This window comes from Citrobacter amalonaticus, assembly GCF_001559075.2.
GTDB classification, from domain to species: Bacteria; Pseudomonadota; Gammaproteobacteria; order Enterobacterales; family Enterobacteriaceae; genus Citrobacter_A; species Citrobacter_A amalonaticus_F.
Map to the genome: position 1 here is coordinate 861,729 of NZ_CP014015.2, position 14,396 is coordinate 876,124.

The following is a 14,396-nucleotide window of genomic DNA, read 5'->3' on the forward strand; positions in this document are numbered from 1 at the left end:
ATAACCCAATAATAACCAACAAGGAGTGACCGGATGAAAAATCGTATTTTGTTTAGTGCCATGTTTGTATGTTCTGCCTTTGCGCTCTCTGGCTGTGACAGCAGCAGCGACAGCACAGCGGAGGCCAACAGCACGAAGATCCTCGGAGGTAAAGCAACCATCGTACTGCCGGAAGGGTACAAAATAATGCCTCAGGATATGCTGGAGAAAAAATATACTCAGGCGGCACAACGCCCAAAAGAAGCCTGGTATGTTGAAAGCGAGGGAGGGAAAGTGACAATGGCTTTTAGCATGACCACCAACCCGATGAAAGAGTCTCAACTTCCAAAATTTGCGGAGATGATGAAAAATCAACTCAGCGCATTTTCCCCACACGTTTCTGAAGTGACCGTGAACGGCAAAAAAATGCAGCGTTTACAGATGACCACCCCCGATATCAATAATCCTGCAACGGGTATTTATAACGTCATGCAGTTCTCTTCACTGGAAGACAAGTTGCTGATTACCACCTTCAACAGCACTGATGATCTGAAAGAGAAATACAGCGCGGCGGGCGTGGAAGCGCTTTCCTCCCTGAAATATTGATCGCCTACAGGGGTGCTGGCGCGCCCCTTTATTATATAAAGGAGCCCGGATGAACAGGGAGGTCTTACTTAGCCAGTTTTATGCATTTCTGACCGTGGCGATCTGGTCCAGCGCCTATGTCTACACCAAAGTCGCATTGATGACATTCTCGGCCACAGCCCTCGGTCTCATGCGTTGCGGGGTCGCTACGCTTTGTCTGATGGTACTACTCACTCTTAATCGACAACTCACCATCAAGTGGCGCCATATTCCCGTTTTTATGCTCTCCGGCGCGAGTGGCTTTTCACTGTATTTTATTGCCTTTAATACGGGTTCCCTCACCCTGAACCCCACCACCGCCAGCATTATCATTGCACTGTGCCCGATCATCAGCGCACTGCTGGCACGCATGATATTTAAGGAAAAGTTGCGGATGAGCCAGTGGCTGGCCACGCTGACTGCGTTTTCTGCAGTACTGTTTATCTCGCTTCAGGAAGGGTCTTTGCTGATATCACAGGGAATTATCTGGATGCTGGGCGCTGCCGCCTTACTGGCACTCTATAATGTGATACAGCGCAGGATGAACCAACAGATATCCACGTTGCAGATGACGGCATACAGCTTTCTGTTCGGCACCGTCATGCTGCTGGGGTATGCCCCTGACGCACTCAGCGAGTTGCAGGATGCCCCATCAGGCGCAGTAACTCTGGTGATTTATCTTGGTCTCTTCCCCGGCGCTGTCGCCTATATCACCTGGGGGAAAGCACTGTCCTTAGCCGAAAATACCGGGCAAGTTACCCACTGGATGTTTTTAACGCCCTGTCTGGCACTGCTGCTGGAGTATATCGTCAGCGGTACCTATCCGGGAAAAGTCACCCTGGTCGGTGGCGCCATTATTCTGCTTTGTCTGCTTTGTTTTTTACGCAATAATAAAAACCATGAACGATAACGCAGGCTGTATATCCCCTCGGAAAAAGCACCGTGCAACGCGCATTTTTTGGTTACTCTGCGCGCTGATGCTGATCTCGCTCGTCGTCGCCGCTAACAGCCTGATCGTGTTTACGTGGTTTCATCGCATTCCGTCGGTACTGCTGGTGCTGTGCAGCCTTGTTATTTTACCAGCAGGAACCGGGATTTTCTGGCGGATCATGGCGCTTCTCCCGGCCTGTTTTATTGCCGTGTTACTGTATTGGTTGCTCCTGTTTTTTGCTCCCCGTGAATTCCAGCGCGAATATATATCGCCATCAGGTGAAAAACATCTGGTCATTGAGTATGACCATGCCAGTCGACCGTCCCTCTATAGTCGCCATTCTATTTTTATGCTACCGATTGCAACTCCAGACTTTGTGGGCTCAACAGAGATACTTTTCTGGCGTGTCGAATGGTTGTCGGATGATGAAATACGCCTTCAGCGATCCGATGACACAGTTTCGGTCAATATCCCGCTTCACTGATAAGATCGCACTTGTGTGGATTACCAGAATCGTCTAAAGATAAGCGCGATGAGATAAAAAATAGTTGTCGGAATAAAGGGAATCCCGATCATAATGAACATGTTAATGATTTCAACGTTTTTTACCACTAAATAAATATCACGATAAAAAACCTTAATCAAAACGACACAGACAGGAACCAGAATACCGAGGAAAAACCACATTTCATAGATTAAATCCGGTCCTTGCTTGCTCGGTGATACAATGCTGCGATTCTGTTTCAGTAATGTCGCAAGCTGCGCATTACCTGCAAGATGTTTATTCTCCACAAGGAGCTGAATACCTTGCATCATTCCCTGCTTAACCGGTGGCGAAATTCCGGAAACATTTTTTATTTTACCATCAATGAAAACCAGCTCATTGAGTACGTAAAAACTTTCCGCAGGTACATCAGGTGAGCAACCCACCAATTTCCCGTCTAACACAATAGCGACAAATTTATGCGGACTTGTATTTTTCACAACAACAATGAGCTCAATACGATGAGAGCCAATTTCAGCCCCCACCTTTTCTACATCACCAATTTCCGTAATATCAGCCATGATAAATTTCACTCCATTCTAGAAATGGTGCACTAATGCAACTCAGTTTATTTTGGGGAGATTTCTACGCAAGGTGTGCAACGTAACGCTACAGGAGTCGATATCCCTGACCTGACAACGTCTTGATAATCCCTTTCCCCAGCTTTTTTCTCAGTGACGAGACGTGTACTTCGATGACATTGCTGCCAATGACCTCCCCCCATGAACAGAGCTTATCTTCCAGATAACGTCGGGAGAGTACCCTCTCTTTGTTCATCATAAACACCTCCAGGAGGGATAGTTCCCTGGGTGTTAAATCCACCTCCTCACCGTTCACTTTGACTTCACGCGAACTGGTGTTATAGACAATATTACTGTGTATTAAAATCGACGGAGCTAATGTGCAGCTCCTGCGGACAGCTGCATGAAGCCGGGCATTTAGCTCTTGCATATCAACAGGAAAATCAATGCAGTCGTTGAGCCCTAAATTAAAACATTTTACCCTTTCAGCCACATCACCATTCTCAATCAATGAGATTAAGGCAAATGTTGAATTTTTACAGTGCCACTGTGTTGTGGTGCTTAAGCATTGATCGGTTGGATTCAAAAGAATGATGGCACAATAATGTGCCGTGTTTAAAAAGGCCTCACCTTGCGAAATATTTCTCACACGATCAATAACATTTCCTGATTTGCTGAGACTGGAGTACAGGCGTTGCGCTTTAATTTCATCCTCACTAATCAATAATAATCTCACCAATGCCCTCCTTGACATGATGGAAGCATGTTAATCAGATCAGAGACTTATTTCTCAGAGAGTGCTAACCCAGCAGGGTAAAAAATATTGAGCCAACCAGAGTGACTGGCTCATATGGAGATTACTGATCGACAGGACCACAGCCACCAATAATCTTAGAAATAGAAATTGCCGGGTGCAGTAAATAATCGTAATCACAGTTCTTTTGTTTATTATAGACGCTACCTGTGCAGCCAGAAATGACAGAGATAGCAATAGCAAGCAGAGAAAATTTAATTACCTTTGACATGTTGTCTCCTTGGTGTAGAAAATGATACCAACGTTACGCTTTCATCTATTTTCAGTCAGAATAAGGTCTGACCGGGAAAACGTTGAAATATTATTATCAACAAGCTCTGGCAAGAGCAATACATAAAACAACATTAAGACAATAAAGACATTATCAACTTTATAGGTTTTATGAACTTTTATATTGCCGTCAGATTAATGACACTCCCTTGTTAGCCTATAAATATCCTATTAATCTGAATGTTCGGGTTTTAATCCAGTAAAAATCAAGATAATCAGCATTTTTATCTTTAGGGTATTGATTATGCATACCAAGGAAAACAAAAAAAACAGGTGGGAAGATCAGCGCCTGACGGCGCTGTGAAACTTTACCAATGAAACAAAATCCTGCCGTTAGCGCTCGTCGCGACGTCCACCTACTGCGGCCCACAGGCGACGCACGTGTACCGTCACTTCTTCACGGTCGTGATACAACTGCCGCGCCTGAATCTGCGCATTCACGCCATGTTCATCAAGCTGCGTCTGGATATAGGCCAGGTTCTGCGAGACCTCTTCGTAGCGCTTTTTCATCGGCAACTTGAGGTTAAAGATGGTTTCCCGACACCAGCCATTGACCAGCCACTGCGCCATCAGCGCTGCCACTTTCGCCGGCTTCTCAACCATATCGCACACCATCCACGAGATGTTGTTGCGGTTGGGGCGATACTTAAAGCCGTCTTCGCGCAGCCAGGTGACCTGTCCGGTATCCATCAGGCTTTGCGCCATCGGGCCGTTATCGACCGAATACACCCACATGTTGCGTTTGACCAGTTGATAAGTCCAGCCGCCGGGACAGGCGCCTAAATCCACCGCGTACATCCCGTTTGCCAGACGTTCATCCCACTCATCTTGCGGAATAAATACGTGCAGCGCTTCTTCCAGCTTCAGCGTCGAGCGGCTGGGCGCATCGGCAGGGAACTTCAGGCGCGGAATGCCCATATAGTATGGCGAGTTATTACTGGCATACGAGTAGCCGGTATAGCAGCAGCCTGGCGCGATAAAGAAGACGTGCACCACCGGGCGCTTCGGCGTCTCATAATTCGTCAGCACACCGGCGTCGCGCAGCGCGGCTCGCAGTGGCACCGTAAATTTGCGGCAAAACTTCATCAGCTCTTTGCTTTCGTTCGTATCCGCCACTTCCACGCGCAGATCGCCACCCTTCTCCACCACACCCTGCAACATACCGACAATCGGCGTAATGCGATCTTCCGGCGGCAAGTGCTGGAGTAACTCGCCCACCACAAACCACTGACGGGCAAAAATCAGCGAACTGAACGGCAGCTCGCTGATAATTTTTTCGGCGTCTTCGGCCTGATAGCACTCATAGATGACATAGCCCGCATTTTCTTTGACGCGAGCAAAACCGAAACGCTCCCGACGCCCTGCTTTATCGGTAATTTCTGCGGCACACTCTTTTTCAAAGCCCGGGCGACACAACAACACAACCTTATTCATGAACTACGCCCTTACGCTTCAAACGGATGGCGCCGATTAACATCAGCACCCAACCTGCCAGGAAGCTGACGCCGCCGACAGGGGTAACAAACGCCCACAGGCGCAGATGAGACAGCGCCAGGCAATACAGGCTGCCGCTAAACAGCACCGTTCCTAGCGCGAGGAAAACGCTACTCCAGTAAAACCAGATGCTGATCCGGCGTTGCATCGCAACCGACAGCCCGAAGATCGCCAGCGTATGAAACGCCTGATATTGCAGGCCGGTCTGGATCCAGCTCATTTCAACCACACCGAGGGTTTTGCTCAGGACATGCGCACCGAAAGCACCCAGAGCGACATAAATAAAGCCACTGATAGCGGCAAAAATCAGCATAAAACGGCTGGTCATGGTAATACCCTACGTAAGTTATTGTTCGTAACGAAAGCGGAATTTTTCTTGTTCCGTGGCCGCTTTCGCCAGTATCCACTGACGGAAGGCGGCTATTTTACCCAGTTCTGCCTGACTGTCATGACAAACCAGATAAAATGCGTTTTTACTGACCAGTACATCATTAAACGGGCAGACCAGTCGTCCCGCTTCAATTTCTGACTGCGCCATCACGTTATTCGCCAGCGCCACGCCCTGTCCGTGAATCGCGGCCTGCAGCACCATCGCACTGTGGCTAAAGATAGGTCCCTGCTGGACGTTGATGTGATTTAACCCCAGCTGTCGCGTATAGGTTTGCCAGTCACGACGCGAGGCATCATGCAGCAAAGTATGCGAAGCCAAATCCTCTGGCGATTTCAGGGGCTTTTCACCTGTCAGCAGCAGCGGAGAACATACCGGCAGCAGATATTCGGCGTACAATTTCTCTACGCGCAATCCAGGCCAGTTACCGCGGCCATAAAAAATCGCCACGTCGACGTCGTCCGCCAGTTTGTCTTCCTGACGGTCCACCGCCTGGATTCTGACGTCAATTCCCGGATAAGCTGAGTTAAAGCTAGAGAGTCGGGGCACCAGCCACTGAATCGCAAAACTGGGCAATAAACTGACCGTCAGCGCCCCCTTTGCACTCCGCGCCTGAAGTTTACGCGTCGCTTCGGTTAATTGCGAAAAAATCTCTTTTATGTCGAGAAAGTAGCTCTGTCCTTCTTCGGTAAGAAGAAGAGAACGGTTGCGTCGGCGAAACAGCTTAAGTCCCAAAAAATCCTCAAGTGACTTGATTTGGTGGCTTACTGCGGCCTGCGTCACAAAAAGCTCTTCTGCTGCGCGGGTGAAGCTCAGATGCCGTGCGGCGGCATCAAAAACACGTAATGCGTTCAGAGGTGGAAGTCGTTTTGACATGGCTTTTAAACTTTGATGTTAAAAGAATTTAACAATTAGGCTACACCATGTAACCTATTAGTTTTTTTAATCTGAGCCATTATAATTTGTCCGTTGAGGAACTACCAGCAAATACCTATAGTGGCGGCACTTCCTGAGCCGGAACGAAAAGTTTTATCGGAATGCGTGTTCTGGTGGGCTTTTGGCTTACGGTTGTGATGTTGTGTTGTTGTGTTTGCAATTGGTCTGCGATTCAGACCACGGTAGCAACGCTACCCTTTTTCACTTCCTGTACATTTACCCTGTCTGTCCATAGTGATTAATGTAGCACCGCCAATTTGCGGTGCTTTTTTTTACCTACTCTCTACCGACTACTGATCCAACTCGACCATCTCTTTCACATCGGTACGATTGATCTGCTGTTTGTTGCCATTAGCGTCCTTGTACGAAATCATCCCGGTTTCATCATCGGTTTTCGGCTTACCGTCCGCGACGATGCTACGCCCGTCATTGGTGTGCATCACGTAGTTCGGACCAGAACAGGCGCTCAGGGCAAAAGTCAGCATACATGCAGAGATAATTGCGGCAGTCTTTTTCATCTTTTTCTCCTTAAAGCTGTTTATTCTATTTAAAACGTACTCTGTAACAGGCATAAATATTTACCTAACATAATTCAGCATAAGCTACTGGTCTGATTTCGCCACAACATCCAGAAAATTCCTGGAGACCGTACACTTCTTGAATCAACGACCAATTTGCGCCACGATCGGGTTACTGAACCGAGGAATACCATGAACGCTTTCAATCCCGCGCAGTTTCGCGCGCAATTTCCGGCACTCGCTGACGCGGGCGTCTATCTGGATAGCGCCGCGACGGCCCTTAAACCGCAGGCCGTTATCGAGGCGACCCGGCAGTTCTATAGTCTGAGCGCTGGCAATGTCCATCGCAGCCAGTTCGCCGAGGCCCAGCGCCTGACCGCGCGCTATGAGGCCGCACGGGAGAAAGTGGCGCGTTTGCTGAATGCGCCAGATGACAAAACCATCGTCTGGACCCGGGGCACCACGGAGGCCATCAATATGGTGGCGCAGAGCTATGCCCGCCCTCGCCTGCAACCGGGCGATGAGATCATCGTCAGCGTCGCGGAGCATCACGCGAACCTCGTGCCGTGGTTGATGGTCGCGGAGCAAACCGGGGCGAAAGTGGTCAAGCTGCCGCTCAATGCCCAACACCTGCCTGATGTCGAACGTCTGCCAGAAATCATCACCCCGCGCAGCCGAATTCTCGCGCTGGGGCAGATGTCGAACGTCACCGGCGGCTGCCCGGACTTAGCCCGTGCCATTACCCTCGCCCATGCCGCAGACATGGTAGTGATGGTGGATGGCGCGCAGGGTGCCGTCCATTTCCCGGCAGATGTCCAGGCGCTCGATATCGATTTCTACGCCTTCTCTGGCCATAAGCTGTACGGTCCAACCGGTATCGGCGTGCTTTACGGCAAACCGGCGCTACTGGAGACCATGTCGCCCTGGCTCGGTGGCGGTAAGATGATCAACGAAGTCAGCTTCGAGGGCTTCACCACCCAGGCCGCACCATGGAAGCTGGAAGCAGGTACCCCTAACGTCGCTGGCGTGATTGGCATGAGCGCCGCGCTGGAATGGCTGGCCGATGTTGATATCGTCCAGGCGGAAAGCTGGAGTCGCGGACTGGCTACGCTGGCGGAAGAGGCGCTGGCTCAGCGTCCGGGGTTCCGTTCGTTTCGCTGTCAGGACTCCAGTCTGCTGGCCTTTGATTTTGCCGGTGTTCACCATAGCGATATGGTCACCCTGCTGGCGGAATATGGTATCGCGCTCCGTGCCGGTCAGCACTGCGCGCAGCCGCTGCTGGCTGAACTTGGCGTCTCGGGTACGCTACGTGCCTCATTTGCGCCGTATAATACCCAAAGTGATGTGGATGCGTTGATCAACGCCGTTGATCGCGCCCTGGAAATACTGGTGGATTAATGACTAGCCCAATGTTTGCCGGACACCCGTTTGGCACGACCGTAACCGAAGAGACGTTGCGTCATACCTTTCTCCCGCTGACCCAGTGGGAAGACAAATATCGGCAACTGATTCTGCTCGGTAAACAGCTTCCGGCACTTCCCGACGATCTCAAAGCGCAGGCTAAAGAGATCGCTGGCTGCGAAAATCGCGTCTGGCTGGGATATACGCGCTCTGAAAAGGGCACGCTGCACTTTTTCGGCGACAGTGAAGGTCGCATCGTGCGCGGACTGCTGGCGGTATTACTGACCGCCGCAGAAGGGAAAACGGCGGCGGAACTTCTGGCCCATTCGCCGCTGGCCTTGTTTGATGAACTGGGATTACGCACTCAGCTCAGCGCTTCGCGCAGTCAGGGATTGGCGGCGCTCAATGAGGCGATCGTCGACGCGGCTCACGCTGCCGGATGACGACGCTGACTCGTTTTATCCGGCCTGCGATGCAATGCATCGCGCAAGACAATCTCAGCCCTGACGCGCCGCTTTTGCCATCATCTTTTTCAACGCATGGGATACTGCCACAAAACCGAACGTGGCGGTGACCATCGTTGCGGCACCGAACCCCGACGCACAATCCATCCGTTTGGGGCCTTCCGCCGTCGCCTTCATGGCGCACACACTTCCATCAGACTGCGGATACACCAGCGCTTCCGTTGAAAACACGCAGTCGACGCCGAGTTTTCCTTTGCTGTTTTTCACGACACCAAAATCGCTTTTCAGCCGTTCACGCAGTTTCGCCGCCAGCGGATCCTGAATCGTTTTCGCCAGATCGACGACCTGAATCTGCGTCGGATCGATCTGTCCACCCGCGCCGCCGGTCGTCACCAGCGGGATCTTATTACGCCGACAGTACGCAATCAGCGCCGCTTTTGGCCGCACGCTGTCAATCGCATCAATCACATACGAGAAACCCGCGCTCATATATTCCGCAACGTTATCCGGCGTAACAAAGTCATCGACAACCGTCACCCGGCACTCGGGGTTAATCTGGCGGATACGTTCTGCCATCACCTCGGCTTTTGCCAGCCCGACATTATCGCGCAGCGCATGGATCTGGCGGTTAGTGTTCGTCACACAAACGTCATCCATATCGATGAGCGTAATCGCACCAATCCCGGTTCGCGCCAGCGCTTCTGCCGCCCAGGAACCGACGCCGCCAATCCCAACCACGCAGATATGCGCATCGGCAAACAGCTGTAGCGCATTTTCACCATACAGACGCGCGGTGCCGCCAAAACGCTGACGCCAGGCATCACTGATAACCACAGACATAACACCTCAAATTCATTACTATAGAACGGTATGACTGCCTGCTGGCGGCTGCGCCTTATCAGGCCTACTTGATGATGTAGGCCGGCTAAGCGAAGCGCCATCCGGCAATTAGCCGCTAAACACGTTACCTGCGCCCGGTGCGCTTTTCAGCACCCATACGCGACCATAGTGATTATACCAGCCTGCGCGGTGTCCGGCGTCTGGCCCGATGCCCTGGTAAATGTCAAAGTGCTGGCCTTTAATCGCCCCACCGACATCCAGCGCCACCATCAGGCGCAGTTCATACTGCCCGTTAAATTTCCCGTTGTTGTCCAGCAGCGGAACTTCGGCAAGCAGCGTGGTGCCTGCCGGAATAATACTGCGGTCAGAGGCCACCGATGCGCGACCAATCAGCGGTACGGCACTGGCTCCTTTCACCGGGGCAAAAGATTGCGGTTTAAAGAAGACGAATGACGGATTCTGCTCCAGCAGCTCACGCACTTCCGCTTCACTGTGCGTTTCGCCCCAGTGGCGAATCGCCTGCATCGACATATCTTCTTTCTTCACTTCGCCGCGATCGATCAGCACTTTGCCGATACTGCGATAAGCATGCCCGTTTTTCCCGGCATAGCTAAAGAAGTTGAGCGGGGAGCCGTCGCCAAAGTCGATATAGCCGCTGCCCTGCACGTCCATGATGAAGTTATCCATCAGAGAGTTGCTGTACGCCAGAATATAGCTATCGCTTAGCGCGCCGGAGTAAATCTCGGCGCGAGACGGCAGGCGACCGCGCTTGGGCGGCATGCGATAGATGGGGTACTGAAATTCGCCCTGACGCGTATGGCGCGCCTGGATCACCGGCGTGTAGTAACCGGTAAACTGCACGTTGCCGTAGTTATCGGCGCCTTCCATCTGCCAGGCGTCGAGGCCAAACTGGCGCATAGTACGCGTATCGCCACCGGCGCGCAGCCAGTCCTGCACAGCGTTATAGACGTTGCTTTGATTGCCGTACAGACGCGGAGAAGCACTGCGGATCTGATTGACCTGCTCGGCAAAATCACCGGCGTTGATCGGTGCACCGATGGCATCCGGCTGGTTTACCAGTGAGAAAGGCTGGGTAAACTTCCCGTCTTTATACTGCTGTCCGCGATCGGTTGGTTTAGAGGAACAGGCAGCCAGCATTGCAACCACTGCGCCCATGAGAAGGTAACTTACCCAACGTCCTTTCATTGTTCTCTTCTTTTAGCTGTAAATCATGCGCCATGAAGATAACAAACCCGGCCCGCTATTGAAACGAGCACCGCTGCCCAGACGCAAATTTTGCACATTATTTAAACTGAAATGCCTTGTTTTTGTTCATTTTCATCCCGAAACCGTGATCCACGTGAAAAAAGGGTTGCATGAAAATGTTAGCAGAGTATAGTGCGCATCCACGGACGCGGGGTGGAGCAGCCTGGTAGCTCGTCGGGCTCATAACCCGAAGGTCGTCGGTTCAAATCCGGCCCCCGCAACCAATTAAAATTTGATGCAGTACATGCTTCTGCAAAGCAGCTTAAAATGCGCAGCAGAATGACGGACGCGGGGTGGAGCAGCCTGGTAGCTCGTCGGGCTCATAACCCGAAGGTCGTCGGTTCAAATCCGGCCCCCGCAACCAATCAAATTTTGATGCAGTACATGCTTCTGCAAAGCAGCTTAAAATGCACAGCAGAATGACGGACGCGGGGTGGAGCAGCCTGGTAGCTCGTCGGGCTCATAACCCGAAGGTCGTCGGTTCAAATCCGGCCCCCGCAACCAATATCAAACACCTTAACGGGTGTTTTTTTGTTTCTGCGGTTCGTAAAAAAAGCGCTTTTCAGCGCTTTTTTATTATCCCCTTCTCGCCAGCGTCGCCCCATCGGCGAAGTACGCTTTAATCCCCGCCAGAATCGACTCTGCCACTTCCTGCTGGAAGGTTGCGGTTTTCAGCTTCCGCTCTTCTTCGATGTTACTGATAAACGCCGTTTCAACGAGAATCGACGGGATATCCGGCGCTTTCAGCACCGCAAACCCGGCTTGTTCCACCTGATTTTTATGCAGATTGTTAATCCTGCCGAGTTTGTTGAGCACCGCTTTACCAAACTTCAGGCTGTCGGCGATGGTCAGCGACTGCACCATGTCGAACATGGTGTGGTCGACGTAGCGGTCGCCGCTTTTGCTCACGCCGCCGATCAAATCCGAGGCGTTCTGCGTTTGCGCCAGATATTTCGCTGCCGTACTGGTCGCCCCTTTGGTCGACAGCGCAAACACGGATGAACCGCTGGGCTGCCGGCTAGTGAACGCATCCGCATGAATCGAGACGAAGAGATCCGCACGCTGCTTCTGGGCTTTCGCCACGCGCACCTTCAGCGGAATGAAGATGTCTTCATTCCGCGTCATGTAGACCTTCATGTTGCCTTCTTTCTCGATTAACGCGCGCAGTCGCCGGGCGATTTGCAACACCACATCTTTCTCACGCGTGTTGTATTTACCGACGGCGCCAGAATCTTCGCCGCCATGTCCCGGATCGAGCATGATCACAATCGGACGATCGCGCCCCGCTTTGCCTGGCTGAGGCCCACTCTGCGCGGGCGGCACCTGCTTATCAAGATCGCCTTTGTTGTAATCTTCCAGCAACGCCAGCAGCGGATCCTGCATATCCTGCGCATTAGCCGGATAGAGATCCATCACCAGACGCTCTTTAAAACCTGCCACCGGCGCCAGCGCGAACAGCTGTGGCTTCACGTTTTGCTTCAGTTCAAATACCATGCGCACGGTCTGTGGATCGAACTGCCCCACGCGCGCCGACTTGATGTAAGGGTCGTCGGGACGAATTTGCGCCGCCATGCCTTTCAGCACGGAATTCAGGTTCACACCTTCAATATCCACCACCACGCGTTCAGGATTGCTCAGCGCAAACTGTTTGTACTTCAGCTGTTGATTCGATTCCACCGTCACACGGGTGTAACTGGATGCTGGCCAAATACGAACCGCAACGACCTGACTGGCCGCAGCCAGACCGACCTGACTGACGCTCAATAGCCACATGGCGCCCGCCCCTTGTAGTAAACGACGGCGGCTAATAGGTGGATTGGATCCTGACATGCTTCTCCCGAGCAAAATAAAACGTATTGGTGATGAGATAGTAAACGTCTAAATTGACCGGAAACTTTAACGAATGACGCATAATCTGTCATCTATAAAAGGGTAAACATTGTTATTGTATTCACGGTATTACTGAGAAAAAACTTTGTCAGGGTCAAAATTTGCACTTGCGCGCGGCGGAAAAACAGAATAAAAATACACTAATTACGAATAATCATGCAATGAGGATATGCCGTGGTGAAGGAGCGTAGAACCGAACTGGTACAGGGATTCCGCCATTCTGTTCCCTATATCAATACCCATCGGGGAAAAACGTTTGTCATTATGCTCGGCGGCGAAGCCATTGAGCATGAAAACTTTTCCAGCATCGTCAACGACATTGGGCTTCTTCACAGCCTCGGCATTCGCCTGGTGGTGGTTTATGGCGCGCGTCCGCAAATCGACGCCAACCTCGTCACCCATCACCATGAGCCGATGTATCACAAAAATACCCGCGTCACCGACGCCAAAACGCTGGAGCTGGTAAAGCAGGCGGCGGGAACGTTGCAACTGGATATCACCGCTCGCCTGTCGATGAGCCTGAACAATACGCCGCTACAGGGCGCGCATATCAACGTGGTCAGCGGCAACTTTATCATTGCGCAGCCGCTGGGTGTCGATGACGGCGTGGATTACTGCCACAGCGGACGTATCCGTCGCATCGATGAAGAGGCGATCCATCGTCAATTGGACAGTGGCGCCATTGTGCTGATGGGCCCTGTTGCGGTGTCTGTCACCGGCGAGAGCTTTAACCTGACCTCGGAAGAGATCGCCACGCAGCTGGCGATCAAACTGAAAGCGGAAAAGATGATCGGTTTCTGCTCTTCACAGGGGGTAACTAATGACGACGGCGATATCGTCTCCGAACTGTTCCCGAACGAAGCGCAGGCGCGCGTAGAAGCACAGGAAGAAAAAGGCGATTACAACTCGGGTACCGTACGCTTTCTGCGTGGCGCGGTGAAAGCCTGTCGCAGCGGCGTCCGTCGTTGTCACCTGATCAGCTATCAGGAAGATGGCGCGCTGTTGCAGGAGCTGTTCTCGCGCGACGGTATCGGGACACAAATTGTGATGGAAAGCGCCGAGCAGATCCGCCGTGCCACCATTAATGATATCGGCGGGATCCTGGAGCTGATCCGCCCGCTGGAACAGCAGGGCATTCTGGTGCGTCGTTCACGCGAACAACTGGAAATGGAGATCGACAAGTTCACCATTATCCAGCGCGATAACATGACCATCGCCTGTGCCGCGCTGTACCCCTTCCCGGAAGAGAAAATCGGCGAAATGGCCTGCGTGGCTGTCCATCCGGACTACCGCAGTTCTTCGAGAGGAGAAGTGTTACTGGAGCGGATCGCTGCCCAGGCGAAGCAGATTGGCCTGAGCAAGCTGTTCGTCCTGACGACCCGCAGCATTCACTGGTTCCAGGAACGCGGCTTCACGCCGGTGGATATCGACCTGCTGCCGGAAAGCAAGAAAGAGATGTACAACTATCAGCGGAAGTCCAAAGTGCTGATGGCGGATCTGGGGTAGCGGTTATCGG

General features: G+C 52.0%; 16 protein-coding genes and 3 tRNA genes. 9 read left to right on the forward strand and 10 right to left on the reverse strand.

Annotation, left to right across the window (positions count from 1 at the left end; genetic code table 11):
* The first annotated feature begins 33 nt into the window (after positions 1 to 33).
* From AL479_RS04140 to AL479_RS04150, 3 genes are read left to right on the forward strand one after another with little or no spacing between them, the layout of a single operon-like run.
* Complete coding sequence (locus tag AL479_RS04140) at positions 34 to 585, forward strand: hypothetical protein (protein ID WP_061075162.1); 552 nt, start codon at positions 34 to 36, stop codon at positions 583 to 585.
* 49 nt (positions 586 to 634) lie between these two features.
* The gene (locus tag AL479_RS04145) at positions 635 to 1,513 is read left to right on the forward strand and encodes a DMT family transporter (protein WP_061075163.1); all 879 of its coding nucleotides are present in this window, start codon (positions 635 to 637) and stop codon (positions 1,511 to 1,513) included.
* Positions 1,503 to 2,018: a hypothetical protein gene (locus AL479_RS04150; protein WP_061075164.1), complete on the forward strand. Its 516-nt coding sequence runs from the start codon at positions 1,503 to 1,505 to the stop codon at positions 2,016 to 2,018. Before AL479_RS04145 ends, AL479_RS04150 begins: the two co-directional genes overlap by 11 nt.
* A 20-nt stretch (positions 2,019 to 2,038) precedes the next feature.
* Here AL479_RS04150 and AL479_RS04155 read toward each other — a convergent pair whose 3' ends face one another.
* The 7 genes from AL479_RS04155 to AL479_RS04185 form a co-directional block, all read right to left on the reverse strand.
* Positions 2,039 to 2,599: a hypothetical protein gene (locus AL479_RS04155; protein ID WP_061075165.1), complete on the reverse strand. Its 561-nt coding sequence runs from the start codon at positions 2,597 to 2,599 to the stop codon at positions 2,039 to 2,041.
* Between the two features lie 88 nt (positions 2,600 to 2,687).
* Positions 2,688 to 3,335 carry a response regulator transcription factor gene (locus tag AL479_RS04160; protein WP_061075166.1) on the reverse strand — a complete coding sequence of 216 codons (648 nt, stop codon included), beginning with the start codon at positions 3,333 to 3,335 and terminating at the stop codon, positions 2,688 to 2,690.
* Positions 3,336 to 3,456: 121 nt separating this feature from the next.
* Positions 3,457 to 3,624, reverse strand: a complete 168-nt coding sequence (locus tag AL479_RS04165; protein ID WP_061075167.1) for a YhfL family protein — start codon at positions 3,622 to 3,624, stop codon at positions 3,457 to 3,459.
* 392 nt (positions 3,625 to 4,016) lie between these two features.
* Positions 4,017 to 5,117, reverse strand: a complete 1,101-nt coding sequence (rlmM, locus tag AL479_RS04170; protein ID WP_061075168.1) for a 23S rRNA (cytidine(2498)-2'-O)-methyltransferase RlmM — start codon at positions 5,115 to 5,117, stop codon at positions 4,017 to 4,019.
* The gene (locus tag AL479_RS04175; RefSeq protein WP_042999489.1) at positions 5,110 to 5,505 is read right to left on the reverse strand and encodes a DUF423 domain-containing protein; all 396 of its coding nucleotides are present in this window, start codon (positions 5,503 to 5,505) and stop codon (positions 5,110 to 5,112) included. Before AL479_RS04175 ends, rlmM begins: the two co-directional genes overlap by 8 nt.
* Positions 5,506 to 5,523: 18 nt before the next feature.
* A complete protein-coding gene (gene gcvA / locus AL479_RS04180; RefSeq protein WP_061075169.1) occupies positions 5,524 to 6,441 on the reverse strand; it encodes a glycine cleavage system transcriptional regulator GcvA in 918 nt (305 codons plus the stop codon).
* Positions 6,442 to 6,791: 350 nt separating this feature from the next.
* Entirely contained in the window at positions 6,792 to 7,019 is a 228-nt protein-coding gene (locus AL479_RS04185; protein WP_042322452.1) for a YgdI/YgdR family lipoprotein, read from the reverse strand.
* Between the two features lie 192 nt (positions 7,020 to 7,211).
* Here AL479_RS04185 and csdA point away from each other — a divergent pair, with 192 nt between their 5' ends.
* Positions 7,212 to 8,417, forward strand: a complete 1,206-nt coding sequence (gene csdA, locus AL479_RS04190) for a cysteine desulfurase CsdA (protein WP_061075170.1) — start codon at positions 7,212 to 7,214, stop codon at positions 8,415 to 8,417.
* Positions 8,417 to 8,863, forward strand: a complete 447-nt coding sequence (csdE, locus tag AL479_RS04195) for a cysteine desulfurase sulfur acceptor subunit CsdE (RefSeq protein ID WP_061075171.1) — start codon at positions 8,417 to 8,419, stop codon at positions 8,861 to 8,863. The genes csdA and csdE overlap by 1 nt, the downstream gene beginning before the upstream one ends.
* 54 nt (positions 8,864 to 8,917) lie before the next feature.
* Here the strand turns inward: csdE and tcdA are convergent, their stop codons facing one another.
* A complete protein-coding gene (tcdA, locus tag AL479_RS04200) occupies positions 8,918 to 9,724 on the reverse strand; it encodes a tRNA cyclic N6-threonylcarbamoyladenosine(37) synthase TcdA (RefSeq protein ID WP_061075172.1) in 807 nt (268 codons plus the stop codon).
* 108 nt (positions 9,725 to 9,832) lie between these two features.
* Entirely contained in the window at positions 9,833 to 10,930 is a 1,098-nt protein-coding gene (gene mltA, locus AL479_RS04205) for a murein transglycosylase A (protein WP_061075173.1), read from the reverse strand.
* Between the two features lie 207 nt (positions 10,931 to 11,137).
* On the opposite strand from mltA, the gene AL479_RS04210 reads away from it, so the two are divergent.
* From AL479_RS04210 to AL479_RS04220, 3 genes are all read left to right on the forward strand, one after another.
* Positions 11,138 to 11,214: transfer RNA gene (locus tag AL479_RS04210), tRNA-Met, on the forward strand.
* Between the two features lie 63 nt (positions 11,215 to 11,277).
* Positions 11,278 to 11,354, forward strand: a tRNA-Met gene (locus AL479_RS04215).
* 63 nt (positions 11,355 to 11,417) lie between these two features.
* Positions 11,418 to 11,494: transfer RNA gene (locus AL479_RS04220), tRNA-Met, on the forward strand.
* Between the two features lie 72 nt (positions 11,495 to 11,566).
* On the opposite strand, the gene amiC is transcribed toward AL479_RS04220, so the two are convergent.
* Positions 11,567 to 12,820, reverse strand: a complete 1,254-nt coding sequence (gene amiC / locus AL479_RS04225) for an N-acetylmuramoyl-L-alanine amidase AmiC (RefSeq protein WP_061075174.1) — start codon at positions 12,818 to 12,820, stop codon at positions 11,567 to 11,569.
* Positions 12,821 to 13,054: 234 nt separating this feature from the next.
* Between amiC and argA the strand changes: the two genes are divergently transcribed.
* On the forward strand, positions 13,055 to 14,386 hold the full coding sequence (gene argA / locus AL479_RS04235) for an amino-acid N-acetyltransferase (RefSeq protein ID WP_042322440.1): 1,332 nt from the start codon (positions 13,055 to 13,057) through the stop codon (positions 14,384 to 14,386).
* The last annotated feature ends 10 nt before the right edge of the window (positions 14,387 to 14,396 follow it).